This window comes from Minwuia sp. (assembly GCF_048263705.1).
Classification (GTDB): Bacteria; Pseudomonadota; Alphaproteobacteria; order Minwuiales; family Minwuiaceae; genus Minwuia.
In genome coordinates, this window is sequence record NZ_JBLXDV010000016.1 from 50,800 (window position 1) to 75,296 (window position 24,497).

The following is a 24,497-nucleotide window of genomic DNA, read 5'->3' on the forward strand; positions in this document are numbered from 1 at the left end:
CCGCCGAGAAAGCGCATCATTGGCTACCTGTTGAGCGCCGCAGCGATCTTCTGACAAAAATCGTCCCTAGAAGGTGCTGATTTATAGAGAACTGCTTGTTGCAGATTGGAGTGTGATGTTCCTTCTACTTTATCGAGCGCTAGATCATAGCCGCCATTTCCATCATCAATAAACTGATACGACATAAATATGATGTTCACTTGTGGAGACGCGAAATCAGATCGGCTGGCGGTTCGGAAAAAATCTGCATCCCGGCAAATATAATCATAGACTTCATCTTGGATTACAGCGACGATCTTCGTTCCCCAGTGGTGATGATAATAACCCTTGCTAATGATCTGATGAATGTAGCGCTTGTAAACATTTTTCCAATTAAGACCGTAGCTCTTCTTTTTTTCAAGTCTATCACCTGATATAATTGCATTGTAAGCATCGCGTACTGTGCCAGTTATATCGATAGCTTGTAATTCTACCGACAGAAACTGTTTTATTTCCTGGCCATCGGGAGTGTCGGCAATGACAAAGTCCACATTGCCGAAATCCTTCATCTGCACTTCGCGCGCAATACGCGGATGCTCAGGCTTAATTCCAGGCCAAGCATGCTCAATTACCTCATCTAGGAAATCGATTGCGTAGAAACGCTTTGGGCAGACGCAGACTGGCGATGAGTCTCTCTTTCGTATCGTGCAAATCGGGTAAGGGTGTTCAGAAGCTGTGCTGCGCTTCGTACATGCACTACCTATGAATGGGCACCGGTAACCACTCTTTGCTGGATCGAAACCAGAATGGGCTGGTTGGCCCAGAATCTCGGCGATACTATCTTCTGGATTCGCGCTCATACATATCCTGATATTTGTCCACTATCCCGCAACTGGGAGCAGCATGGGCTGCAGGCATTCATTCTCAGCACTATCGGCCGTTCTAATAGCTTTGCCAATGCTCCGCCCGAGAATAGGCGGAACAGCGTTCCCGACCTGAACATATTGTTCTGTTCTGGAACCTTCGAATTGGAACCAGTCCGGAAATGATTGTATTCGTGCAGCTTCTCGGACCGTGATTACGCGATCTTGGTCTGGATGAATGAATGCGCCCCAATGCAAATCGCATTTGGTAAGGACGGTGCAGGAAAGACCGTCCCAAGTCATTCGGCCATAGCGCTTAGTGTGGTCACAGCGACGCGCCTTCTTCATTCCTTTAGGAAGCAACTCTACAGGGATGTCGCGCCAGCTTCCCCCCGGCGGAATGTGCTTCATGCGCTCAATGTTGATAGGCGCAAGCCTTGGAGCGGCGTGATTGTAGACGGCATTAGATCCATTTCTGAGCGCCTTTTGGTAGGGACCTATGGCAGCTCGACCATACGGCATTACACCCGGCTTCTCGCCATTCGACAATGCGGGTAAGTCCCCAATTGCATCCTTAATTGTCGTGAACGGTAAAAGGCCGTCGCCATGCGTCTTATGAGGCCAGACAATTGGCTGACCTAGACGGTTTCCAATAAATACGACACGGCGGCGCTCTTGTGGGACACCATACTCCTCAGCGCGAAGGATCTTATGCTCAACGATGTAGCCAAGGCCCTTGAGTCCCTTGAGAATGGCTTGAACGGCTTCACCGGCACCAGCAGATGTTATGCCGGTGACGTTCTCCATAATCACCCAACGGGGATTAAGGCCCTCGACCAATCTGAGATACTCGCGAAAAAGCTGACTGCGCTCATCATGCATGCCACGTTGATGATTGTAGACGCTGAATGCCTGACACGGCGGCCCACCGACCAAGCAATCAAGCTCGCCTCGCTTTAAGTTGGACGCCTTCAGGAAATCAGTAGCAGAAATCTTCTGGACCGAGCCTGCCAAAAATTTGGCTTCTTTATGAGTCGAAGCGAAGGTGCTGCCTGCCGCTTCGTCGAAATCGTTTCCTGCCAACACATAAAATCCCGCTTGACGGAGTCCCTCGGACAAACCGCCGGCACCGCAGAACAAATCGATCGCCGTCAGGATCTTGCTCATTCTTCTATCTCCCACTTCCGAGCTGCAGAGGAAGCTGAAACTCACCATTTTCGTAACGCTCAAGAAACTCTGTAATCGCCTGCCGAGTCAGCCATGACAGAGACACATCATAACGCTCTGCCAACGCACAGAGCGAAGCGTGCTCTGAAGCATGGAGCGAAACAGTTATCCTCTGAGCTTTCTTTATCCCAACCATCTATAAGTTCCTGCAATGTTCTTGTCCAGAGAATCAAATATTCTGCAAAGTGCATCACTATGATGAATGGTGCAACATGGCGATCAATGCGCAATCGTCCAGTGAAGGCGGCAGAATAGCCGACCCAGCCATCCCCATCCCGCCTGCGCCCGCTCAAACCATCTCCCGCAGCTTGAACTTCTGGATTTTCCCCGTGCTCGTCTTCGGAATCTCCCCGAACACCACTTCGCGGGGACATTTGTAGCCTGCCAGGTGCTCCCGCAGGTGGGCGATGATTTCGTCCTGTGTGGCGTCCTTGCCGGGCTTCAGTTCGATGAAGGCGACGGGGGTTTCGCCCCATTTTTCTGACGGTTTCGCGACCACGCCGCAGGCGGCAACGGCGGGGTGTTTGTACAGCGTGTCCTCGACCTCGATCGAGGAGATGTTCTCACCGCCGGAGATGATGATGTCCTTCGAACGGTCCTTCAGTTCGATGTAGCCGTCGGGGTGCCAGACGCCCAGGTCGCCGGTGTGGAACCAGCCGCCGGAGAACGCCTCGCCGCTCGCCTTGGGGTTCTTCAGGTAGCCGGCCATGATGATGTTGCCGCGCATCATCACCTCGCCCATGGTCTTTGCGTCCTTCGGCACGGGCTGCAGGGTCTCGGGGTCGGCGACCATCAGGTCTTCCTGCATGGCCGAGTGCACGCCTTGGCGCGCCTTCATCTTCGCCTTCGGTTCGGTGGCAAGCGCGTTCCATTCGTCCTTCCAGGCACAGACCACGCAGGGGCCGTAGCTCTCGGTCAGGCCATAGACGTGGGTGACCTCGAAGCCCTGCTCCGCCATGTCGGCCAGCACGGATGCGGGCGGCGGCGCAGCGGCGGTCATCATGTTTACCTGATGCTCGAAGGGCTTGCGCTGTTCGTCCGTGGCCCCGGTGATCATCTGCATCACCACGGGCGCGCCGCACAGGTGGGTCGCCTGATGCCGGGCGATGGCGTCATAGATGGTGGCGGCCTCGACCCGGCGCAGGCAGATGTTCACGCCCGCTATGGCGGCCAGGGTCCAGGGGAAGCACCAGCCGTCGCAATGGAACATCGGCAGGGTCCACAGGTAGCGCGCGTGATTGCCCATGCCCCAGGTGACGGCATTGTTGATGGCGTTCAGGTAGGCGCCGCGGTGGGTATAGACCACGCCCTTGGGGTTGCCCGTCGTGCCCGAGGTGTAGTTCAGCGAGATCTTGTCCCATTCGTTGTCCGGCAGGGACCAGACCATCTCCGCGTCGCCGGTCTTCAGGAAGGCCTCGTAGTCCATCTCGCCCAGGGTCTCGCCACCCGGTCCCTGCGGGTCGACCACGTCGATCACCAGCAGGTCGCGCTCGACCGACTTCAGCGCCTCCTTCACGATGTCCGAGAATTCGGTGTCGCAGATCAGCACCTTGGCCTCGCCATGGTTCAGGATGAAGGCGATCTCGGCGGGGTTGAGGCGATAGTTCAGAGGGTTCAGCACCGCGCCCGCCATGGCGACGCCGAAGTGGGCCTCGTACATTTCCGGGATGTTGGGGCAGATGATGGCGACCGTGTCGTCCTTGGCGATGCCGCGCTTGGCCAGCGCCGAGCCCAGCAGGACGCAACGGTCATAGGTCTCGCCCCAGGTGCGCGTCAGGTCGCCATGTACGATGGCGGTATATTCCGGATAGACGGCGGCGGTCCGCCGGATCAGGCTGAGCGGAGACAGCGCCGTGTAGTTGGCAGGCTGCATGTCCAGATCGGCGGCATAGGCTTCAGCGCTCATGGTCGGGTCGCTCCCTCGTGCGGATTTTGTTGGTTGCCCGAGATAAACACCAGAATCCGGCGCAGGATCAACAGGCACGGGCGTCGCAGCGGGTGCTAGCGGACGCGGTTGTATTCGCTGGCGGTTCGGTCGGCGCGGCGGCGCAGATAGGGAGCAGGCCTGTCGGAAACAATACGGTATTCCCCGCAGGCGCTCGTGCGGGCTTGTGCAGAGCGCTTGATTGTTGTCCAAAGCCCTTCAAACCGCTAAGCACGTCACATGACAACCGAGACTGCCAACCGCGCCCGTACCACGGGTATCCTGCCGTCACAGGCGCTGCGCCGCGTGGTCGCCGACGGCGTTGTGCATGCCGACGGCGGTGTGCCCGACGACATCATCCAGCCGTCCAGCCTGGACCTGCGGCTGGGGCGTCGGTGCTATCGGGTGCGAACCAGCTTCCTGCCGGGCAAGGGCAACACAGTCGCCTCCAAGCTCGACCGCCTGACGATGCACGAGATCGATCTGGGCCAGCCGACCGTGCTGGAACGCGGCTGCGTCTATCTGGTCGAACTGCAGGAACGGCTGAAACTGCCGAAAGACATGTGGGCCAAGGCCAATCCGAAAAGCTCGACCGGGCGGCTGGACGTGTTCACGCGTCTGGTGACCGACGCCTGCGAAAGCTTCGAAACGGTCGAGGCGGGCTACGAAGGTCCTCTCTATCTGGAGATCGCGCCGCGCACCTTCTCGGTCAAACTGTCGGCGGGGCAGCGGCTGAACCAGTTGCGGCTCTGGCGGGGCCGGCCCGGCACATCCGACAGCCTGCACCGCGAACTGCACGAACGCGACAGTCTGGTGGACCCCAACAGTGCGGGTGCGGAAGGGCCGACCATCCGCGACGGCCTGTGGATGTCGGTGGACCTGTCCGGCGAGGCCTATGGCGGCCTGATCGGATACCGCGCGCGCCGCCATGCGCCGCTGATCGATCTGGACCGCATCGGAGCCTATCCGGTGTCGGATTTCTGGGAGCCGATCCACGCGAACGCCGAAAAGACCCTGATCCTGGACCCGAACCAGTTCTACATTCTGGTCAGTCAGGAGCGCGTGTCCGTGCCCCCCGACTCCGCCGCCGAGATGGTCGCCTATGACACGTCCTTTGGCGAATTCCGCATCCACTATGCGGGCTTCTTCGATCCCGGTTTCGGCTATGGCGCGGAAGGTTCCGGCGGCACACCCGCCGTGCTGGAGGTGCGCAGCCATGAAGTGCCCTTCGAGATCGCGCACGGCCAGCGGGTCTGCCGTCTGGTCTACGAGCGCCTGATGGAACCGCCGGAGACGCTCTACGGTGCCGGGATCGGCAGCCACTACCAGGGTCAGGGCCTGAAGCTGAGCAAGCACTTCATTCAGGACTGACCTGTTCCTTCCCCCTTGAGGGGGGAAGGTTAGGATGGGGGTGAATCGGCGCAGCCGAATACCAACATGAACGCCGTACCCCAAGGCTGCGGCTCCGCACCGCCCCCCCCCCCCCCCCCCCCCCCCCCCCCGGGGGAGAGGGAGGGGGGGCGACGCCAACGAGCGCGGACCGGCCCGGCGGAGGGGCGCCCACCCCGGCCCTCCCCCTCAAGGGGGAGGGAGAAAAGTGACGGAGACATGTCCGAAACCGAGACGACCGATACTGAGGATGCCGCCCCCGACGGCTTCGCCATTCTGACGGCGAAGCTGAAATCGGTGCCGGAAAGCCCGGGCGTCTATCGCATGCTGAGCGAGAGCGGCGACGTGCTGTATGTCGGCAAGGCGCGCAACCTGAAGAACCGCGTCACCAGCTATACCCGCGCGCGCGGCCTGTCGATGCGGATCGCGCGCATGGTGCAGATGACGCGCGAGCTGGAGATCATCACGACCCACACCGAGGTCGAGGCGCTGCTGCTGGAAGCCAACCTGATCAAGCGCCTGAAGCCACGCTTCAACATCATCCTGCGCGACGACAAGTCCTTTCCCTATATCGAGGTCAACCGCGATCACGACTACCCCATGCTGGTGAAACATCGCGGCGCGCGGGAGAAGGACCGCGATTATTACGGTCCCTTCGCCAGCGCCACGGCGGTCAACCACACACTGACGGCGCTGCAGCGCGCGTTCCCCCTGCGGTCCTGTTCCGACAATGACTTCGCGACGCGCACGCGGCCCTGCCTGCAGTACCAGATCAAGCGCTGCGTCGCGCCCTGCGTGGGCTACGTCAGCCAGCCGGACTACCTGGAACTGGTCGACCAGGCGCGGGATTTCCTGTCGGGACGCAGTCAGGACGTGCGCGATGAACTGGGCCGGAAGATGCAGGCCGCGTCGGATGCGCTGGAGTTCGAGGACGCCGCCATGTACCGCAACCGGCTGTGGGCGATGGCACAGATCCAGCAGAAGCAGGGCGTGAATGTCGAAGGGCTGGACGAGGCCGACGTGATGGCGGCCTCGACGGCGGGCGGGCAGACCTGTGTGCAGGTGTTCTTCTATCGCGCCGGGCAGAACTACGGCAACCGCGCCTACTACCCCAGCCACACGAAGGACGACGAGATCGGCGATGTGCTGGGGGCGTTCATCGGTCAGTTCTACGACAACCGTACCGCGCCGAAACAGCTTCTGCTGAGCCATGAAGTGCCGTCGCAGGACCTGATCGCCGAGGCGCTGAGCGTGCGCGCGAACCACAAGGTGGCCGTGCTGACGCCACAACGCGGCGCCAAGAAGGAACTGGTCGATCAGGCCGTCCGCAACGCCGAGGAAGCGCTGGGCCGGAAGCAGGCCGAAGGCGCGGCGCAGGCGAAGCTGCTGAAGGGCGTCGCCGAGGCGTTCGGACTGGACGCGCCGCCCCAGCGGATCGAGGTTTACGACAACAGCCACATCCAGGGCACCAATGCCGTCGGCGGCATGATCGTCGCCGGGCCGGAAGGCTTCCGCAAGGCGGCCTACCGCAAGTTCAACATCAAGGATACCGAGCTGACCCCCGGCGACGATTTCGCCATGATGCGCGAAGTACTGACGCGGCGCTTCAAGCGGCTGAAGAAGGACAGCGCCGAAAAACCCGACGACTGGCCCGACCTGATCGTCATCGACGGCGGCAAGGGACAGCTCGGCATCGTCGAGGAGGTCTTCCGCGAACTGGAGGTCGAGGGCGTCGGTCTGGTCTCCATCGCCAAGGGCCCGGACCGCAACGCGGGGCGGGAGGATTTCTACCTGCCCGGCAAGCCCCCCTTCAGCCTGCCCGAGCGCGACCCCGTGCTGTATTACCTGCAGCGGCTGCGCGACGAGGCCCACCGCTTCGCCATTGGCACACATCGGGCGAAACGCTCGAAAGCCATCGGCCAGTCACCGCTGGATGAGATCGACGGCGTCGGCCCGCGCCGCAAGAAGGCGCTGCTGATGAACTTCGGATCGGCCAAGGGCGTCGCGCGCGCCGGACTTGCGGATCTTGAGCAGGTCGACGGCATCTCCAGCGCCATGGCGCAGCAGATCTACGATCACTTCAATACGGGCGAAACCTGACCGCCTCGCCGGGGCCGTTCGGGGACAGCGCTTCCTCGATGGTCTGCAGATGCACGCGCATGGCTGTTGATGCGGCGGCTTCATCGCCGCGGGCGATGGCATCCACGACATGCGCATGCTGGGCGCTGTGATCGATCCGGAACTCGTCAACGCCAAGCCGGCGATAGGTGCTGTCCCATTGCCGCTGCCATGCCGCCCGCCGGCGGGCACCCGACAGATAGGACATCAGACCCGTGAGGACCGGATTGCCCGCAACGCTTGCAATGGCGGTGTGAAATGCATCGTCCGCCTGTTCACAGGCGGTGCGGTCACGCCCCTTGCGGCCCGCATCCACCCGGGCATTGAGAAACGCCACATCCTCGCGGCTTGCGCACCGGGCGGCCGCGCCCGCCACGGCGGGTTCCAGCAGCAGGCGGGCCTGCATCAGATCGGCGGGCGTCGCCCCTTCGATCAGAACGCTGTCGCGCACGGGCAGGTGATTCGGACGCCGCCCCCTGAAGGTGCCCTGCCCGACCTGACGCCAGATCTCTCCCTGCTGTTCCAGCCGATCCAGCGCGGCCCTCAGGGTGGCGCGACTGCACCCGATCGCCTTCGCCAGATCGCGCTCTGCGGGCAACCGGTCCCCGAAGCCCGGCATCTCCCGCGCCAGATACATCGAAAGCGCCTCGAAGGCTGCGTCCCGTTTCATGAATGCAACTCCTGTCCTGGTAAAATCTAGACCAATTTGCAGACCAATCAACGATGGTGCGATAGCGGCCCCTCTTATGGAACAGGAAGCCCGCTGATGACCGATATCCTGCTGTTGTGCATCGCCAGTTTCGCCGCCGGCGCGCTGAACGCCGTCGCCGGCGGCGGCACGTTCCTGACGTTCCCGGCGCTGGTCTATGCCGGGATACCCCCAATCGTGGCCAACGCAACGGCGACGCTCACGGCACTGCCCGGATATATCGGCAGCGCATGGGCCTTCCGGCATGACCTGCGGCGTGAAGGCAGCCTGTCCATCCGCGCCATCCTTCTGGTCTCCGTCACGGGCGGTCTGCTGGGGTCCGTTCTGCTGCTGATGACGTCGGACCGGGCCTTCTCGGGACTCGTCCCGTGGCTGCTGTTCGTCGCCACGCTGCTGTTTGCCTTCGGTCCGTCCGCCATCCGCATGATGCAGTCGAAAGGCATCGGCGTGGCGGGCCCGTTCGTGTCGGCCGCCGCCATCTTCGCGGTATCGATCTACGGCGGCTACTTCAACGGCGGGCTGGGGATCATGCTTCTCGCCACGCTGGGGCTGCTCGGCTATGCCGATCTGCACGGCATGAACGGACTGAAGAGCATCCTGTCATCGATCCTCTCGCTGGCGTCCGCCATCACGTTCGCCGTTGCCGGGCTGATCGTCTGGGACGTGGCGATACCCATGGCCATTGCAGCGGCCTCTGGCGGCTATGCGGGAGGATATCTCAGTCGCAGGATCACGAAAACCGGTCTGTTACGGGCTTTCGTCGTGCTGATCGGGCTGACGATGACGACACTCTTCTTCCTGCGCTGACGAACCTCGTCATGCAAGGTTCCAGCGAGAGAACGACCGTCTGACAGAAGAAATGGCCCGCCTCGAAGGCGACACCTCGTATCGACCGTTTCACACAGTAACTGGCGCGGGACAACGGTCAAATGCGGTTCTTGACAGGATTGAGGGCATGTCGGCCGCCAAAGTGGCGGGTCAGTGCTGGATTCACACGGCGTCGCCTGACACCTGCCGATCTCGATCAGCCTTTTCGAGAACTTCTTGCAGGACCACGATATCGATGGGTTTTTCAATGAATCCATCAAAGCCGGCGTCTTCACAGCGCTGGCGCGAACTGCGGGTCACATTGCCGGTCACTGCCACGATCGGAATGCGGGGGTCAGGTAGTCTAGCTCGAATATCAATGGCCGCCTGAACACCGTCCTTGTTGGGCATGTTGATGTCCATGAGAATGATATCGGGCAGCCATTCCAAGGCACCATCGACGGCCTTCTGCCCATCCAGCGCAAGGTGTATTTCACACCCAAATGCTTCCAGCATGGTAGAAAGCACCGCAATGTTCGTGTCGTTGTCTTCGGCGACCAGAACTCTCATCGGCGATTCAATGGACATGGGCGGCTGGCTCCTGCATGTGCTCAGAAGTCGGCGATCCTGTCGAAATCGTTGTGTTCTCTGTTTCCACCGGACTGACCATCTGCGCAACCACCGCCTGCAACTTCGGAACATCAATCGGTTTTGGCAGAAAGGCGTCAAACTTCGCCAGTTGGACCTTGTTCAGGGTCTGCGGTGTCACATCGGCGGTGATCGCAATGATCGGCACCTGTCTGTCACCAAGAAATTTCCTGATCTGCACCGTTGCATCGAAGCCATTCAACCCGGGCATCGCAATATCCATGAGAATCAGATCCAGTGGGATGTCCATTACCATCTGAACAGCTTCATGTCCGTTTCTGGCGATTTCGATATCGACATCGAAAACCATGAGTATCGCTTCGAGAACCCGGGCATTGTTCTCGACATCGTCGACAATCAGGACCCGTTTCCGGGCAGATGAATTCATCCTGGCATCCCTTCGAATGTACGTTGTTTCAAGCCGCCTGGGCGGTTTCGAGTTCCGACACTGCAGCGACTTCGAATGTCAACCGCACCGTGAACTCCGATCCTTTTCCGACGCTGCTTTCAAGCGCTATCGTGCCGTCCATCAGTTCGACCAGCGATTTGGTGATCGCAAGGCCGAGACCGGTTCCACCGGCTGTTCTGGTGCTGGACTCGTCAACCTGAGCAAAACGTTCGAAGATCCTATGATGGTCCTCCTCGGCGATCCCCGGCCCGCTGTCGCGCACCCTTAGCGTCAGCACCGTCTGATCAAGTGATGTGGCGCAGTCGACGCTGACATCAACGCGACCCTCGTTGGTAAACTTGACGGCGTTTCCGACGATGTTGGTAGTGATCTGACGGAGCGCCTGCGGATCACCGAGGAGTTTCGGCGGCTGCTTCTCCGGCGTACTGAATACGAGCTCGATTCCTTTCTCATGGGCCGCAGGCTGCTGCAGTTCAACGATATTCATGAACAGCGGCATCGCATCGAAGGCAGTATTGTCGAGTTCAAACGTGCCGTTCTCGATCTTCGATATCTCCAGGAGATCATTGATGATCAGCATCTGCGACTCTGCCGAGTTGATCAGAATACCAAGCTGTTTGGTCTGACGGTCGTCGAGATTGCCCATCTTGAGAACCTGCGCCATCCCGAGCACACCATTCATTGGCGTACGCAATTCGTGACTGACATTGGCCAGAAACTCGGTCTTGCTGCGGTCTGCCGCCTGCGCTGCGACCAAGGCCTTCTCGAGACGTCGCGCAGATCGAACGGCCATCAATGCAACCGTCGCAATCGCAATGCCGGTCAGCAGCAGTACGATGGCGATCGGGACAACAATGTTTCTCAGAATCTGGTCCCCCGGGCTCGGCGCCTGCCAGCTGACGAAGATCGGCGGCCCGCCTTTCCCGGCTTCAAGTTCGATATGGTCATATCCGGCGACGGGCGATGTACCTACCGAGATGTCATCGACAAGGAACTGCTCGCCGATCCCGGCCACGATTCCTGCAGACAGGTTGCGACCGAAGTATACCCTCGGAAGTGTCTCATCAGTCGCATTCGCTGGCGTTCCTTCGGTCGTGACCACGCGCGCGGCGGCAAAGATCCAGAGCTCTCCTTCGATTTCGAGAAAGCTCAGATAGCCGCGTCTGCTGTCAACGGGTTCCCTGACCAGCAAGTTGTTCAGGACTCCCAGACTTTCGGTTGACAGTGATGTCGCCGCAGGCGACTCGGGACCATCGGTCCTCCACTCCATAATATCGCTGCGGCCAGGCGTCAGGACTGTCGCGATGTCCACATCGCTCGGTTCGACAGTCGCTACGGACCCGACATTGGCATAGAGCCAGTCGGTGTCAGGTTCCGGTGCAACCAATTCGAGATATAGTTCGGTCCACAATGCATAGTCCTGAACGAGAGCCCGGTATTTCGACTCCAGTCCATCGAACCCGCTGGTGACCAGTTTCTTCGTGTTGTCCGAGGCAAGGCGGTCATGCTCCGCAGCCATCCAGAACGACGCACCGCCCACGACAGCGACCAGAACGACAAACACCGCGACCAGCGCCACGGTAAGGATACCCGAGAGCTTCTGATTTGACCGGGTTCTGAAGTCTTTCATGGAAGCCCCTTCCGCGCTCGAAAAAAACCGAGGATGCACTCGAAATATGTCGATTTGCTTAATGAAGCGGGGTGAGCTGGGCCATCTGGTGCTCGAAATGGCATAGGTCGCGATTGGGTGAACAACAGCTTGCCGGACCATGTCTCCCGATACGGGCTGAACGCGGGACACCCTGGCCCATGGCCGAAGAACGAACACCAAATGAACTGTCTTCTCAGATGATCCGCTCTTGCGCGCGAGTCTCTGACATGATCGACGTGCGCATGGCCACGGCGCCTTTCGAGCATGCAGCGTCGTCTCGCCCGCAGCACTCAAATCAATCCGCGAGGAAGAAATGGCGCGCCGGGGAGGATTCGAACCCCCGACCCCCAGATTCGTAGTCTGGTGCTCTATCCAGCTGAGCTACCGGCGCCAATGCCGTATCCGACCGGCCGGAGAACCGACGTCCTCCGGCGCGGCGTGTGCTATACGCGATGCCTTTCTCCTTGGCAAGCGGGCTTTTGGCAGGTATTCCGGTCCGTATAAACAAGGCTTTGTTGTTACCTTAAGGTAGCTTGAGATAGGATCGACATGATTCGGGGCTTGTGCCAGAAGACGGCAACGCGACAGGGATGGGCGGACGATTGAGGATGCTTAAGACCGGCTTACGGGCCTTAGCAGCGAGTGGAATGGTCCTGATGGCGGGCTGTTCCGACCTGTCTGATTCTGTCTGGCCGTCGCTGGCTGGCGAAGGTGATCAGGTACCGGCGCGCGCTGACGCCGCCGACGCTGCCAGCGCCACAGGCACGTCCACGACGGTGGTGGGCGCGTCCGCAGTCGCGGGCCAGCCGCCACTGGGCAGCAGTTCGTTCAACGCGCCCGCATCCCGGGATCTGGCCAGTACGGGCACGATCGTCGGGCAAAAGGTGCAACAGCTTTCCGATGAACTGCAGCAGCTTCAGTCGCGCCTGAACCAGCGCAACGAAAGCCTGCAGCAGATCCGCACCTCCACCATCCAGAACGCCCAGCGTTATCACGGCACCGTCGCCGCCATGGAAGCCAAGCTTCAGGTCGGCTCGACGCCCGGCAACCCGGTGCTGATCAATCAGTGGAATCAGGCGCAGAACGAACTGGACAGCGTCAGCCGCGACATCGCGGCCATGAACCAGCTGGCCAATGACGTCGCCTCCGATTCCAGCCTGGCGGCATTCCTGCTCGAATCCGCCCGCGCAACCTATGGCATCTCCGGTGCCGTCGACCAGGATCACGCCAATCTGGCCGTGCTGGAAGACGACATCAACCGCACGCAGGTCGTCGTCGACCGGCTGCTGAATGAACTGTCCGAGGATGTCAGCCGCCAGACCGCGTATGTCGGCAACGAGCGCCGCAACCTCGGTTCCCTCGCACTCGCAATCAAGAACGGTGAGCTGTACGGTGCCAGCCTGGCGTCACGCGCCTACCTGCCGTCGGTTGCCGCCCTGAACGCGCGCAACGTGACCCCGGCACCTGCCACGGGCCGGCCGCTGGTGGTGATCCGCTTCGACCGTCCGAATGTCGACTACAAGCAGGCGCTCTATACCGCGGTCAGCCGGGCGCTGGATCAGCAGCCGGGTGCGCGCTTCGATCTGGTCGCCGTCTCGCCCAGCCAGGGATCGCCAGCCGATATCGCACTGCTGCGATCGCAGTCGCGCAAGCGGGCCGATGAAGTGTTGCAGACACTGACCGGCATGGGGCTGCCGGCGGACCGGGTCTCGCTGGCCTCGACGACGAACCAGGGCGCGCGCACGTCCGAGGTGCACGTCTACGTCAGGTAATCTCCGAGCGAGGCGATCACAGGCCTTCCGGAGGCGTGATGCCGCTCTTCTCCAGTTGATCCACCAGCAGCGCCTTCAGGCGCGCAAGCCCATCCTCGCTTGAGGCTTCGCACCGCGCGACCAGAACGGGCTGCGTGTTCGATGCCCGGATCAGCCACCAGCCGTCATCGGTCATCACGCGTGCGCCATCCACGTCGGAAAAGCGCACGCCATCGGCCCGGAGCCTGGCGACGATCTCGGTCACCACATCGAACTTCCGCGTGTCATCGCAGTCGAAGCGCAGTTCCGGCGTGTTCACGAACTGGGGCATGCCCTTGCGCAGGTCGGCAACGCTCTCGTCCACTTCCGCGAGCATGTCCAGAAAGCGGATGCCGGCGTACGGCGCATCGTCGAACCCGTAATACCGGTCGGCGAAGAAGATATGGCCCGACATCTCACCGGCGAGCGGGCTTTTCAGCTCGGCCATCTTCGCCTTGATCAGCGAGTGCCCGGTCTTGAACATCAACGGTTCGCCACCCGCTTCGGCAATCCCGTCGAACAGGACCTGACTGGCCTTCACGTCGGCGATGATCGTCGCGCCGCAGTTCTCGGCCAGCACCGCGCGCGCCAGCAGCAGAACGATCTGGTCGCCGAACAGCATCTGGCCCTCGTTGTCGACGATGCCGATACGGTCGCCGTCGCCATCGAACGCGATGCCCAGGTCGGCCCCCGTTCCGCGCACGGTGGACGCCAGTTGCCGCAGGTTCTCCGGCACCGTGGGATCGGGGTGATGGTTCGGGAAGGTGCCGTCCACCTCGCCGTACAGGACGACGTGCCGGCCCGGCAGGCGACGCACGATCTCGTCGATCACCGCACCCGCGGCGCCGTTGCCGCAGTCCCAGACCACCGAGAACTGGCGATCCGAGCGGTAGGCGGCGACGACTTCGGTGACATAGGCTTCCGAGATGTCCGCGACAGTCGATGAGCCCGCGCCGCTTTCCCAGTCGGCGGCGGCGGCCAGTTCGCCCAGCTTCTGGATGTCCGCGCCGAAGAACGGCCCACCCGACAGCATCATCTTGAAGCCGTTCATGTCGGGCGGATTGTGACTGCCCGTGACCATGATCCCGGCGTCGGCGGGCAGGTGATAGGTCGCGAAATACAGCATCGGGGTTGGTCCCAGACCGATATCGGTCACATCGCAGCCGGTGGCGTTCAGCCCCTCGATCAGGGCGGCCGACAAGGGCGGAGAACTCAGGCGTCCGTCATAGCCGACGGCGACATGCCTGCCGCCGTTGCGCCGCACGATCGATCCGAACGACCGGCCCAGCGCGCGCGCGTCATCTTCCGTCAGCGTCGTGCCATAGGTGCCCCGCACGTCGTATTCGCGCAGGCTGGTCGGGTGAAAGGAATGCGGCGATGCCTCTACTGCGGTCATGGCCTCAGGCTCCCGCATTGACCGGCATGCGGCCGACGCTGTGATAGGTAAACCCGGCGGCTTCCATCTCCTCGACACCGTAGATGTTACGCAGGTCGATCATCAGCGGCCGGTTCAGAAGGGATTTCATCCGCTCCTTGTCCAGCGCCCGGTAGTGGTTCCACTCGGTCAGGATCGCCACCGCGTCGGCACCGTCCATCGCATCGTAGGGGTCATCCAGCCATTCGATGCCGGGCAGCAGCTCGGCGGCCTCGCGCATCCCCTCCGGATCGCAGGCCCGGATCGTGGCTCCGGCCTTCTGCAACGCCGGAATGATGTCCAGGCTGGGGCTTTCGCGCATGTCGTCGGTGTTCGGCTTGAAGGTCACGCCGAGGATGGCGATGGTGCGGCCCGTCACGTCACCCCCCATGGCGGCGATGATCTTCTCGGCCATGGCCTTCTTGCGGTTCTCGTTGATGCTGTTGACCGTCTCCACGATGTGCAGCGGCGCATCGAAGGCTTCTGCCGTGGCGGCGAGCGCCCGGATGTCCTTCGGGAAGCACGAGCCGCCGAAGCCGGGGCCGGGGTGCAGGAACAGGTTGCCGATGCGCCGGTCCAGCCCGATGCCGCGGGCGACCGACTGCACGTCCGCCCCGACCTTCTCGCACAGGTCGGCGATCTCGTTGATGAAGGTGATCTTGGTCGCCAGGAAGCAGTTCGCGGCGTACTTGATCATCTCCGACGATTCCAGCGAGGTGAAGACGATCGGCGTCTCGTTCAGGAACAGCGGACGGTAGAGTTCACGCATCATGTCGCGGGCGTACTTGCTTTCCACCCCACAGACGATGCGGTTGGGCCGCATGAAGTCCTCGATGGCCGCGCCTTCGCGCAGGAACTCCGGATTGGACACGACGTGGAACGCGGCGGACGGATTGGCCTCCGCCAGTATCCGCTTGACCTGGGCACCGGTACCGACGGGGACCGTGGACTTGGTGACGATGACCTTGGTCCCGTCCGTCGCCGCGGCGATGTCCTTGGCCGCCTGATAGACGTAGGACAGGTCGGCATCGCCCTCCCCGCGCCGGCTGGGCGTGCCGACCGCGATGAAGACAGCATCCGATTCGGCAACCGCGCTTTTCAGATCGGTGGTGAAGGACAGCCGCCCGGCCTGCACATTGCTGGCGACCAGCGTATCGAGACCCGGTTCGAAGATCGGAATCTCGCCCCGTTCCAGCATGTCGATCTTGCGCTGATCGACATCGACGCAGATCACCTCGTGCCCGAATTCCGAAAAACACGCACCTGACACCAGGCCGACGTAGCCGGCACCGATCATTGCAACTTTCATGGGAGTGTCCTGTGTCTGTCGGTTAGAGTGTCGGCGTCAGTTCGCGCAGATAGTCCCGCAGGCCCTCGCCCATGTCGTCACGGGCCAGCGCATAGGCGATGGTCGCCTGCAGAAAGCCGAGCTTGTCGCCGCAATCGAAGCGTTCGCCCTCAAATGTCAGTCCGAAGAAGGGCTGTCCGCCGATCATGGCGGCCAAGGAATCGGTCAGCTGGATTTCGTTGCCCGCGCCGGGTTCCTGTTTCTCAAGCAGTTCGAAGACTTCCGGCTGCAGGATATAGCGGCCGATCACGGCCTTGTTGGACGGCGCATCTTCCGGTTTCGGCTTTTCGACCAGCCCCTTCACCTCGACCAGATTGTCGTGGGCAAAGCCCGGCGAGAGGATACCGTAGCGGTTGGTGTGTTCGGCGGGCACATCCATCACGGCGATCATGTTGCCGCCCATGCGGGACTGCGCTTCCACCATCTGCTTCAGGCAGGCCGTCTTCGACAGGATCAGGTCGTCGGCCAGCAGCACCGCGAACGGCTCGTCGCCAACCAGATGGCGCGCGCACCAGACGGCATGGCCCAGTCCCTGCGGCTCCATCTGGCGGGTATAGGCGATGGACCCGGCGCGGGGCATCATCGATGTCGCGACCTCGATCATTTCCGCCTTGCCGCGGTCCTGCAGCATGCGCTCCAGTTCAAACGAATGGTCGAAATGATCCTCGATGGCGCTCTTGCCGCGACCGGTCACGAAGATGAATTCCTCGATCCCCGCCGCGAAGGCTTCCTCGACCGCGTACTGGATCAGCGGCTTGTCGACGACGGGCAGCATTTCCTTCGGCAACGCCTTGGTCGCAGGCAGGAACCGCGTGCCCATGCCCCCGACCGGAAACACCGCCTTCTTAACTTTCGCGCCCATACGCCCTCACCTGCCGTTCTGCCGATCTCACGCCCCGGCTTTCTGCCATGCGCGGCAGCGTCCGACAAGCAAAGGCGGTCACTTCTGCAGCAGCAGATCCTTCGCCTGATTGAGTTTCGCGGCGTACCAGGCCGATCCGCCCTGATCAGGGTGGTGGCGTTTCATCTGCCGGCGATGGGCTTCGCGGATGTCGTCTTCGGTGGCATCCTCCGAAAGTTCGAGTATTTCAAGCGCCTCGCGGCGCGACATGGGCCCGCCGGAAGGTGCCTGTTCCCTGTCGCTCTCCGTTTCCGCCGCGCCGCGCCAGTCCTCGAAGGCCCTGTCCAGATAGGCTTCGACCAGCCGTGCGGACTCCGGATCGTCCAGCCGGGTCTCGCGCAGCAGGTCTTCCAGATCGGCCTGGTCGAGTTCGGACAGCCTGTTGCCCTGGAAACGGCCCTCCCGGATCAGCCCGTCCATCTCGCCGCTGTCGTGGTCCAGCGACATTTCCAGATACCGGGTCCGGACGCTGGATGCACCGCCCTTCGAGCGGGCGCCGCCGCCCATACCGCCAAAGCCCGGCAGGCTGAAACCAGGCGCGCCCTGCCAGCCCAGACCGCGCGCGAACAGCATCAGGCCGAAGAACGCCAGAGGCGCGCCGATGAAGAAGGCACCGCGCAGGGTCAGCAGCAATCCGGCCGCGCCGAGCAGCAGGCCGCCGCCGAGACGGATCACCTGTGCGATGCGCTTCGGGTCTGCATTGACCAGCAGCTTTGCCAGCAATCCGCCGCCAATCAGCACGCCGAGGCCGAGAATCAGATAGCTCATGGGGAAAGATCGGCAAGAATGGGATATTGAGCGTTCATCGGTTCAATATAGGTACTTGCGGGCGCGGGCGGGAGAGCGGCTTGAACGATTTGGCAGCGCAGAAGAGAACGCTTCGGAAAAGCATTCTGAAGCAGCGGCCGCATCGGGGGGGTCAGATCCGCGCGCGCGCGGCGCTGACCCACTGCCGCAATCTTCTGCGATCGTACCCGGCGGCCCGCGTCGGGCTGTATGCCGGATTCCGGGACGAACTGGATCCGATGCCGCTGGTCCGCAGCCTGACGAACGCCGGAATCGACGTCGGCCTGCCGGTGGTGGTGGCCACGCGTCAGCCGCTGGTCTTCCTGCACTACAGGCCGGACTGCCGTTTCATCCTGTCCGGCCTGGGCATCCGGGAACCCGATCCGCGGACCCCGCTGATCCTGCCCGACATCGTGATCGCGCCACTGGTCGGCATCGACCGGCGCGGCGTCAGGCTGGGCTATGGCGGCGGCTTCTACGACCGCACGCTTGCGAGATGGCGGGCGCACGGTCACCGCGCGGCGGTTTTCGGGCTGGCGTTCGAGTGCCAGCTTGTGCCACGACTGCCTCAGGACAGGCATGACATCAGGCTGGACGGCCTGATCACCGAAGCGGGCATCAGGAGATTCATTTGAAGGTTTTGTATCTGGGCGATCTGGTGGGCCGTTCGGGCCGCGAGGCGGCGATCAAGCGGCTGCCCGAACTGCGCGAAAGGCTGAAGGCGGATTTCGTGGTTGTGAACGGCGAGAACGCGGCGGGCGGCTTCGGCATCACGCCGGCAATCTGCGACGACCTGTTCGCCGCCGGGACGGACGTGATCGTGACCGGCAATCACGTCTGGGACAATCGCGATATCCTGCCTCACTTCCAGCGCGAGAACCGCCTGCTGCGTCCGGCCAACTTCCCCGAAGGCGCACCGGGCCGCGGCATCGGTGTCTACGATGTGCCCGGCGGACGGCGGATCGCCGTGGCACAGGTGATGGGCCGCATCTTCATGGATGCGATGGACTGCCCCTTCCGCGCCGTGGACAAGGCGCTGGCCGCCTATCCGCTGGGCCGCACGGTGCAATTCACCCTGGTCGACGTGCACGCCGAAGCCACCAGCGAGAAGATGGCGATGGGGCATCATCTGGATGGCCGCGCGACGATGGTCGTGGGCACCCACACGCATGCGCCGACTGCCGATCATCAGATCTTCTCCGGCGGCACGGCCTACATGAGCGACATCGGCATGTGCGGCGATTACGATTCGGTCATCGGCATGCAGAAGGCGGAACCGATCCGCCGCTTCATCCACAAGACGCCCGGCGCGCGCTTCGCTCCGGCGGACGGCGAGGCCACGGTCTGCGGTGTGTTCGTCGAGAGCGATGACAAGACCGGGCTTGCAACCCGCATCGATCCTGTCCGTGTCGGGCCCAGGCTGGCGGAGACCATGCCGGAGGTGGTCTGACTATCTACCTCCCCCTTCGAAGGGGGAGGTGGCTGCGAAGCAGTCGGAGGGGGTTGATGGCTCCGTCTTGATGGCAGACATATTCGCTGGACGAACCGCAGCCAACCCCCATCCCGACCTTCCCCCTTCGAAGGGGGAAGGAGAAACAGGAGGCAGTGGCAAATGCTTGTCAAACACATCGAAGCCGGCGTTCTGGACGTCGCCTACCGGGAGTACGGTCAGTCGGACGGCTGGCCGGTCATTCTCTGTCACGGCTTTCCCTATGACGCCGAAGTCTATGCGGACAGCGCCCCGATGCTGGCGGAGGCCGGTGCGCGGGTGCTGGTGCCGTATCTGCGGGGCTATGGTCCGACGCGGTTTCTGTCGGATGAGACGCCGCGTTCGGGCGAGCAGGCGGTGCTGGGCAACGACCTGAAACAGTTCATGGATGCACTTGGCATCGGCAAGGCTGTGCTCGGCGGCTATGACTGGGGCGGTCGGGCCTGCTGTATCGTCAGCGCGCTCTGGCCCGAACGCGCGACGGCGCTGGTCACCGGCAACAGCTACAACATCCATGATGTCGCCCGGTCGATGAATCCGGTGCCGCCGAAATACGAAGCCGCCTTCTGGTATCAGTATTATTTCCAGATCGAGCGCGGGCGGAACGGACTCACGCAGAACCGGCGCGACCTGGTCCGCTACATCTGGCAGACATGGTCACCGACGTGGGCTTTCGACGATGCGACCTTTGAAGCCTCGGCAGCTTCATTCGATAACCCTGATTTCGTCGATGTCGTGATCCATTCCTATCGCGTCCGCTACGGGCTGGCCGAGGGCGATCCGGCGGTGGCAGAGATCGAGACGGCACTCGCGCAGCAGCCGGAGATTGCGGTGCCCACGATCTGCATCGACGGCGATTCATCGGGCCTGTTCGATCACACCAGATCCCACGCGAAGAAGTTCACAGGACCTTACGCCTATCGCACGTTCGCGGGCGCAGGTCATAACCTGCCTCAGGAAAGCCCGAAGGATTGGGCGCAGGCCGTGATCGACGCGCGGGATATGGCTGGTTAGTGTTGCAGTTCCCGTGACGATAGGAAGGCGCACTTCATGATCAGATATGCATTGGTGTTTCTGGGGGCTGTGATGCTGACCACAACGGCTGCAGTCCCGTCCGATGTACCTGAATCCGGTCAGAACCAGCCAACACCGACGGTTTCCGGCAATGATCAGGGCGGATATCCGGTCGGCGTTGCCGTGCGCATGATCGCCGGCGCGCCGAAATACTTCGTTCGCTACAGTCGGGAAGAGATCGACTTCAGCAAACTGGCCGCCTATGCCATCGAGATGGACCTGACCCGGGCTGTCTATGAACGCAATATCGAGCAATATGGGGACGAATCCCCCGGCATCATGACGAACCTGTGCCCCGGTGCCCATGCGATGGCGGAAGACGGCGATCGTGAGTACTGGATCGTTGTCTGGGTGGACAAGGACAACACGCTGATGCCCTGTCTGCCGGCCCCCTGAACGGGTCGCCCCCACCTCACTCCGGTTCCGGCAGTGGCGTGTCCTGCCCGGCGTCGCGGGCCATAAGCCAGTTCCGCCAGACCGCATCACGGTATGGCTGCACGGGTTGCCACTTTTCGGGATCCGGCTCCGTTTCCAGCCCCGGTCCGGTGATGCACCAGCGCGGCGGTGCGGGATCGAGGAACGCGGCCCGGCGCTCATCCGTCGGCAGGCAACGGGTCACTTTCTGTTTCGCCATATCCACCAGCGTCTGAAGTTCCGGCACAAAGTCAGGGATCATGCCGCCGTCACTGGAAATGATGAAGACGTTGTGGCTGTCGCGCAGGAAATGCACATCCCTGGCCTGAACCTGGTTCGGTTCCTTGTCGGTGAACCGGATCTCGCGCACCGTTTCGGACGAGGCGACATCCCAGACCCGCGCCGTGCCGTCGTCGGAGATCGTGGCCACCAGGGTCCCGTCCAGACTGAACCGCGCGCCCGCCACGCCGCGGCTGTGGCCGGTGAGTTCGCCAAGGGCTTCGCCCGTCTGCACGTCCCAGATGCGGGCCGTGCGATCCTTCGAGGCGGTCACGAGTTGTTTGCCATCGTCGGAAAAAGCGACTGTGTTGATGACAATGTAGTCGACATCGCCACCGCGCCAGCCGTCGGGCCTGCCGCCATGGCCTTCCATGGTGTGAATCAGGCTGCCGTCCACCGCATTCCAGAGCCTGACCACGCTGTCGTCGGCGACCGTCGCCAGCTTCGTCCCGTCAGGACTGAAGGCGATGGCCCGCATGTAGGCTTCGTGGTCGGTCAGAACCGCCACAAGCTTCCGATCGGTCAGATTCCAGAGCCGGACATCGTTGATTCCCATGGCGGCAAGCCGGCTCCGGTCCCCGTTGACGATCAGCGTGCGGTTCGCACCGGGTCCGGGGCCGGACAATTCGCCTTCTGCGCCGCCGTCGAAGGATATGATGCGGATCGGCGGATGCGGTCCGGCGTTGTTGTGGAAGGACACCGCCACCTGACCGTTGCCGATCTCGGCCATGCCGCCGATCTTCAGATCCCCGTCGGCCAGTTTCGCATCGGCAAGACGCTTGCCATCCATCGCATTGTGCAGGCTCAGTGTGCCATCCCACTGGGCAACCATGAAGCGCTGGCCATCACCGGAAAATGTGACGTCCTTGATCTGCCCTCTGAGGCCATCGACACGAACGCGCCGCTCGCTCGTTACCATGTCCACAATATCGAGACGATTCGAGTCCCGGTTTGATGAGGCCAGATAGGTGCCGCGATCCGGGGACATGGCGTAACCGAAACCGATACCGTCGATATGCCGCGCCAGTTTCGGGGAGTCCAGCGTCCACATTCTTATCCGGCCATTACGGCCGCCGGTCACCAGCCGCTTGCCGTCCGGCATGAAATTCAACGTGCCCACGCCTCCGTCAACGCCCTGGATGGTCAACTTGCCATCCCAGCGATCCGTCGGCTGAACGACAACGCGGCCTTCACTGCCGCCGGCAGCCAGCAGCGTGCCATCAGGACTGTAGGTGAGCGAATCGACGATGCCGATTTCAAACTTGTATGTCTCGATCACTCGACCGTCGGGAATGCGCATGACTGCGATCTGCCCGTCCTGCGCACCGAAAGCGACATCTCTGCCGTCAGGGCTGTAGGCGATGGCGGTGATCGGGGATTGCGTGAACGGCTGGCCGGGCTCGACGTAAGGGGCGCTTGTGTCAGGATCCCAGATCGCGATTGAACCGTCTGCGGCACCGGTCGCAAAGGTGGCTCCGTAGGGGCCGTAGACCGCTTTCGTGATGTTGGCCTTGTGACCGCGCAACACCCAGAGGAACGTCGGATTGTCCTTCGACCAGAGAATGACCTCGTTCTTCATGCGCAGGCCGATCCACTTGCCGTCCGGCGAAACAGCAGAAGCGTCCGCGTACATTTCGCCCGGTATGTCCTCAAGGCAGAAGAATTTCGACTGATCCTGCGTGCGCCAGATGCAGGCGTCCCGGTTGCGCGACGTCGTGACAATCACCTTGCCGCCGTCGGCGAAGATCGCGCTCAGCACCGGACTGTCATGGGCCTCGAACTTGTGCAGCAGTTCGCCGCTTTCGACGTCCCAGATGCGGACGTTGCGGTCATAATTGCTGTCGTCGGCCTCTGACGTGACGGCCAGCTTGCCGTCCGGGCTGAATGTGCCCGGATTGCCGAGCCATCCGTGGTCATCGAGTTCATGCAGCAGGCGCCCGGTCGTCAGATCCCAGATCCGGGGCGTGAAGTCGCCTGCCGTCGTGATCAGGCGTCGGCCGTCCGCTGAGATGTCCGCATAGGCGATTCCCCCGGCATGTCCGGACATTGCGTGAAGTTCGCGATTCGATGTGACGGCCTCGTAGAGCAGCCTTTCGGCCTGTGACGTGGCCGGGCGCGCCGAGAGTGGTTCTCCGTCCGGGCCGGGTGTCAGATCGGGCAGCGCTTCCAGTGCGAGCGTCATGGCGGCGACGTAATCGATAGTCGCGCCCCGTGTCCGCTGTTCCCCCAGATCGGCCAGGAACCGGGACTGCGTTTTCAGCGCCCGATCCAGATTCTGCTGGGCCTCCTCTGCGCGCGCTGCGGCCTGTTCGGCGTTCGCATCGGCGCGCCTGGCGTTGGCCTCGGCCTGCGCGGCATTCTGTTCGGCGCGTTCGGCATTGGCTTCGGCGACCGCGCGCTGCCGGTCCGCTTCCTGGCCCTGCCAGACGGCCACGGCGGCCAGCGCCAGCGTCGCGGCGGCGACGCCGAACGATCCGCCGATCCACCACCGTTGCCGCCTGAGGGCCTGACGCCGGCTCTCGGCGATGAAGCCCGACTGCGCCTCCGTCAGAACAGGCGCCTCACGGGGCCGACCGTCGCGCCAGCGTTCGGCATCCGCGATATCCTGCCCCCGCAGCAGCAAACGCGCGGGCTTGCCCTGATCCTGCCAGCGCCGGGCCAGCCCGGCCATCCGCGTGTGCTCCCGAATCCAGTCGATATCGGTACCCAGCGCCGAGACCAGACTGTCGACCGCATCCTCGAAGCGGTCGCGTTCGGTGCAGAAAATGAAGTTCAGATGCGTCAGCGGCTCGGGAATGTCCTCGGCCGGGACCTCTTCGATGACGATGGGCGCGATGCGCTTGTTCAGGCTGCGCGCCAGATCGACTTCCCAGGCGCAGACCTCGGACGCTGCCGAATGGGGGCTGAGCAGGAAGACGACCGTATCCGCCTCCGCGATCAGTTGCTCCAGTCTGCCACGCCATTCCTCGGTCGGCAGGATGTCATCGGTGTCGCGAAAGACGCCAAAATGCCGCTCTCTCAGTACATCGGCAATCCGCTGCGCGCGCTCCCGGTCCCTGCGGGAATAGGAGAGAAAGACCTTGGCATCGTCGTCGCCAAGTTCCAGCCCGTCGTCCGGTAATGGAACAGGGTCTGCCATGGATCCTCCGTCGTTCAGTTCGCCGCCAGCAAGCGCCGGGGTAACGCGCGGCAGGATTCCGCAGGATCGTCGGGACTGTCAATTGATCCGCCTCCGGCGCGATCCCGTATTCGATGCGTCGTCAGTCAGAAAGCGGAGA

21 protein-coding genes and 1 tRNA gene are annotated in these 24,497 nt (G+C 62.3%); 8 read left to right on the top strand and 14 right to left on the bottom strand.

Annotated elements, in window-relative coordinates:
* Window positions 1-23 precede the first annotated feature (23 nt).
* The 4 genes from ACN0X7_RS18175 to ACN0X7_RS18190 all read right to left on the bottom strand — a co-directional run bounded on the left by ACN0X7_RS18175 (window position 24) and on the right by ACN0X7_RS18190 (window position 3,975).
* Window positions 24-839 carry a hypothetical protein gene (locus ACN0X7_RS18175; RefSeq protein ID WP_417519889.1) on the bottom strand — a complete coding sequence of 272 codons (816 nt, stop codon included), beginning with the start codon at window positions 837-839 and terminating at the stop codon, window positions 24-26.
* A gap of 21 nt (window positions 840-860) precedes the next feature.
* A complete protein-coding gene (locus tag ACN0X7_RS18180) occupies window positions 861-2,009 on the bottom strand; it encodes a DNA cytosine methyltransferase (protein WP_417519890.1) in 1,149 nt (382 codons plus the stop codon).
* Window positions 2,010-2,013: 4 nt separating this feature from the next.
* The gene (locus ACN0X7_RS18185) at window positions 2,014-2,205 is read right to left on the bottom strand and encodes a ribbon-helix-helix protein, CopG family (protein ID WP_417519891.1); all 192 of its coding nucleotides are present in this window, start codon (window positions 2,203-2,205) and stop codon (window positions 2,014-2,016) included.
* A gap of 153 nt (window positions 2,206-2,358) precedes the next feature.
* Window positions 2,359-3,975: an acyl-CoA synthetase gene (locus ACN0X7_RS18190; RefSeq protein WP_417519892.1), complete on the bottom strand. Its 1,617-nt coding sequence runs from the start codon at window positions 3,973-3,975 to the stop codon at window positions 2,359-2,361.
* 258 nt (window positions 3,976-4,233) lie between these two features.
* Between ACN0X7_RS18190 and ACN0X7_RS18195 the strand changes: the two genes are divergently transcribed.
* Complete coding sequence (locus ACN0X7_RS18195) at window positions 4,234-5,364, top strand: 2'-deoxycytidine 5'-triphosphate deaminase (protein ID WP_417519893.1); 1,131 nt, start codon at window positions 4,234-4,236, stop codon at window positions 5,362-5,364.
* A gap of 237 nt (window positions 5,365-5,601) precedes the next feature.
* Window positions 5,602-7,482, top strand: a complete 1,881-nt coding sequence (gene uvrC, locus ACN0X7_RS18200) for an excinuclease ABC subunit UvrC (RefSeq protein ID WP_417519894.1) — start codon at window positions 5,602-5,604, stop codon at window positions 7,480-7,482.
* Here the strand turns inward: uvrC and ACN0X7_RS18205 are convergent.
* A complete protein-coding gene (locus ACN0X7_RS18205) occupies window positions 7,463-8,170 on the bottom strand; it encodes a FadR/GntR family transcriptional regulator (RefSeq protein ID WP_417519895.1) in 708 nt (235 codons plus the stop codon). The two genes, uvrC and ACN0X7_RS18205, sit on opposite strands and share 20 nt — an antisense overlap.
* 96 nt (window positions 8,171-8,266) lie before the next feature.
* Between ACN0X7_RS18205 and ACN0X7_RS18210 the strand changes: the two genes are divergently transcribed.
* Window positions 8,267-9,016 carry a sulfite exporter TauE/SafE family protein gene (locus ACN0X7_RS18210; protein WP_417519896.1) on the top strand — a complete coding sequence of 250 codons (750 nt, stop codon included), beginning with the start codon at window positions 8,267-8,269 and terminating at the stop codon, window positions 9,014-9,016.
* A gap of 183 nt (window positions 9,017-9,199) precedes the next feature.
* On the opposite strand, the gene ACN0X7_RS18215 is transcribed toward ACN0X7_RS18210, so the two are convergent.
* From ACN0X7_RS18215 to ACN0X7_RS18230, 4 genes are all read right to left on the bottom strand, one after another.
* Entirely contained in the window at window positions 9,200-9,604 is a 405-nt protein-coding gene (locus ACN0X7_RS18215; protein WP_417519897.1) for a response regulator, read from the bottom strand.
* The gene (locus ACN0X7_RS18220; protein WP_417519898.1) at window positions 9,594-10,052 is read right to left on the bottom strand and encodes a response regulator; all 459 of its coding nucleotides are present in this window, start codon (window positions 10,050-10,052) and stop codon (window positions 9,594-9,596) included. Before ACN0X7_RS18220 ends, ACN0X7_RS18215 begins: the two co-directional genes overlap by 11 nt.
* A 28-nt stretch (window positions 10,053-10,080) precedes the next feature.
* Entirely contained in the window at window positions 10,081-11,703 is a 1,623-nt protein-coding gene (locus ACN0X7_RS18225) for an ATP-binding protein (RefSeq protein ID WP_417519899.1), read from the bottom strand.
* Between the two features lie 335 nt (window positions 11,704-12,038).
* Window positions 12,039-12,115: transfer RNA gene (locus ACN0X7_RS18230), tRNA-Arg, on the bottom strand.
* A 265-nt stretch (window positions 12,116-12,380) separates the two neighbouring features.
* On the opposite strand from ACN0X7_RS18230, the gene ACN0X7_RS18235 reads away from it, so the two are divergent.
* The gene (locus ACN0X7_RS18235) at window positions 12,381-13,496 is read left to right on the top strand and encodes a hypothetical protein (protein WP_417519900.1); all 1,116 of its coding nucleotides are present in this window, start codon (window positions 12,381-12,383) and stop codon (window positions 13,494-13,496) included.
* 16 nt (window positions 13,497-13,512) lie between these two features.
* On the opposite strand, the gene pgmG is transcribed toward ACN0X7_RS18235, so the two are convergent.
* The 4 genes from pgmG to ACN0X7_RS18255 form a co-directional block, all read right to left on the bottom strand.
* Entirely contained in the window at window positions 13,513-14,910 is a 1,398-nt protein-coding gene (gene pgmG / locus ACN0X7_RS18240) for a phosphoglucomutase/phosphomannomutase PgmG (RefSeq protein ID WP_417519901.1), read from the bottom strand.
* Between the two features lie 4 nt (window positions 14,911-14,914).
* Window positions 14,915-16,237 carry a UDP-glucose dehydrogenase family protein gene (locus ACN0X7_RS18245; RefSeq protein ID WP_417519902.1) on the bottom strand — a complete coding sequence of 441 codons (1,323 nt, stop codon included), beginning with the start codon at window positions 16,235-16,237 and terminating at the stop codon, window positions 14,915-14,917.
* Between the two features lie 22 nt (window positions 16,238-16,259).
* Complete coding sequence (galU, locus tag ACN0X7_RS18250; RefSeq protein ID WP_417519903.1) at window positions 16,260-17,138, bottom strand: UTP--glucose-1-phosphate uridylyltransferase GalU; 879 nt, start codon at window positions 17,136-17,138, stop codon at window positions 16,260-16,262.
* Between the two features lie 78 nt (window positions 17,139-17,216).
* Window positions 17,217-17,945, bottom strand: coding sequence for a DnaJ domain-containing protein (locus tag ACN0X7_RS18255; RefSeq protein WP_417519904.1), 729 nt, complete (start codon window positions 17,943-17,945; stop codon window positions 17,217-17,219).
* A gap of 80 nt (window positions 17,946-18,025) precedes the next feature.
* Between ACN0X7_RS18255 and ACN0X7_RS18260 the strand changes: the two genes are divergently transcribed.
* The 4 genes from ACN0X7_RS18260 to ACN0X7_RS18275 all read left to right on the top strand — a co-directional run bounded on the left by ACN0X7_RS18260 (window position 18,026) and on the right by ACN0X7_RS18275 (window position 20,922).
* Complete coding sequence (locus ACN0X7_RS18260; RefSeq protein ID WP_417519905.1) at window positions 18,026-18,598, top strand: 5-formyltetrahydrofolate cyclo-ligase; 573 nt, start codon at window positions 18,026-18,028, stop codon at window positions 18,596-18,598.
* Window positions 18,595-19,413, top strand: coding sequence for a TIGR00282 family metallophosphoesterase (locus tag ACN0X7_RS18265; RefSeq protein WP_417519906.1), 819 nt, complete (start codon window positions 18,595-18,597; stop codon window positions 19,411-19,413). The genes ACN0X7_RS18260 and ACN0X7_RS18265 overlap by 4 nt, the downstream gene beginning before the upstream one ends.
* Before the next feature lie 162 nt (window positions 19,414-19,575).
* The gene (locus ACN0X7_RS18270; protein WP_417519907.1) at window positions 19,576-20,466 is read left to right on the top strand and encodes an alpha/beta fold hydrolase; all 891 of its coding nucleotides are present in this window, start codon (window positions 19,576-19,578) and stop codon (window positions 20,464-20,466) included.
* Window positions 20,467-20,502: 36 nt separating this feature from the next.
* On the top strand, window positions 20,503-20,922 hold the full coding sequence (locus ACN0X7_RS18275) for a hypothetical protein (RefSeq protein WP_417519908.1): 420 nt from the start codon (window positions 20,503-20,505) through the stop codon (window positions 20,920-20,922).
* A gap of 16 nt (window positions 20,923-20,938) precedes the next feature.
* Here ACN0X7_RS18275 and ACN0X7_RS18280 read toward each other — a convergent pair whose 3' ends face one another.
* Entirely contained in the window at window positions 20,939-24,358 is a 3,420-nt protein-coding gene (locus tag ACN0X7_RS18280) for a toll/interleukin-1 receptor domain-containing protein (protein ID WP_417519909.1), read from the bottom strand.
* Between the last annotated feature and the right edge of the window lie 139 nt (window positions 24,359-24,497).

Excerpts from the sequence above, each read along its gene's own strand:
- ACN0X7_RS18245 (WP_417519902.1), bottom strand. The coding sequence starts at position 16,237 with ATGAAAGTTGCAATGATCGGTGCCGGCTACGTCGGCCTGGTGTCAGGT.
- ACN0X7_RS18195 (WP_417519893.1), top strand. The coding sequence starts at position 4,234 with ATGACAACCGAGACTGCCAACCGCGCCCGTACCACGGGTATCCTGCCG.
- pgmG (WP_417519901.1), bottom strand. The coding sequence starts at position 14,910 with ATGACCGCAGTAGAGGCATCGCCGCATTCCTTTCACCCGACCAGCCTG.
- ACN0X7_RS18185 (WP_417519891.1), bottom strand. The coding sequence starts at position 2,205 with ATGGTTGGGATAAAGAAAGCTCAGAGGATAACTGTTTCGCTCCATGCT.
- ACN0X7_RS18255 (WP_417519904.1), bottom strand. The coding sequence starts at position 17,945 with ATGAGCTATCTGATTCTCGGCCTCGGCGTGCTGATTGGCGGCGGATTG.
- uvrC (WP_417519894.1), top strand. The coding sequence starts at position 5,602 with ATGTCCGAAACCGAGACGACCGATACTGAGGATGCCGCCCCCGACGGC.
- ACN0X7_RS18180 (WP_417519890.1), bottom strand. The coding sequence starts at position 2,009 with ATGAGCAAGATCCTGACGGCGATCGATTTGTTCTGCGGTGCCGGCGGT.
- ACN0X7_RS18190 (WP_417519892.1), bottom strand. The coding sequence starts at position 3,975 with ATGAGCGCTGAAGCCTATGCCGCCGATCTGGACATGCAGCCTGCCAAC.
- ACN0X7_RS18210 (WP_417519896.1), top strand. The coding sequence starts at position 8,267 with ATGACCGATATCCTGCTGTTGTGCATCGCCAGTTTCGCCGCCGGCGCG.
- ACN0X7_RS18225 (WP_417519899.1), bottom strand. The coding sequence starts at position 11,703 with ATGAAAGACTTCAGAACCCGGTCAAATCAGAAGCTCTCGGGTATCCTT.
- ACN0X7_RS18215 (WP_417519897.1), bottom strand. The coding sequence starts at position 9,604 with ATGTCCATTGAATCGCCGATGAGAGTTCTGGTCGCCGAAGACAACGAC.
- galU (WP_417519903.1), bottom strand. The coding sequence starts at position 17,138 with ATGGGCGCGAAAGTTAAGAAGGCGGTGTTTCCGGTCGGGGGCATGGGC.
- ACN0X7_RS18175 (WP_417519889.1), bottom strand. The coding sequence starts at position 839 with ATGAGCGCGAATCCAGAAGATAGTATCGCCGAGATTCTGGGCCAACCA.
- ACN0X7_RS18220 (WP_417519898.1), bottom strand. The coding sequence starts at position 10,052 with ATGAATTCATCTGCCCGGAAACGGGTCCTGATTGTCGACGATGTCGAG.
- ACN0X7_RS18275 (WP_417519908.1), top strand. The coding sequence starts at position 20,503 with ATGATCAGATATGCATTGGTGTTTCTGGGGGCTGTGATGCTGACCACA.
- ACN0X7_RS18235 (WP_417519900.1), top strand. The coding sequence starts at position 12,381 with ATGGCGGGCTGTTCCGACCTGTCTGATTCTGTCTGGCCGTCGCTGGCT.
- ACN0X7_RS18280 (WP_417519909.1), bottom strand. The coding sequence starts at position 24,358 with ATGGCAGACCCTGTTCCATTACCGGACGACGGGCTGGAACTTGGCGAC.
- ACN0X7_RS18205 (WP_417519895.1), bottom strand. The coding sequence starts at position 8,170 with ATGAAACGGGACGCAGCCTTCGAGGCGCTTTCGATGTATCTGGCGCGG.
- ACN0X7_RS18270 (WP_417519907.1), top strand. The coding sequence starts at position 19,576 with ATGCTTGTCAAACACATCGAAGCCGGCGTTCTGGACGTCGCCTACCGG.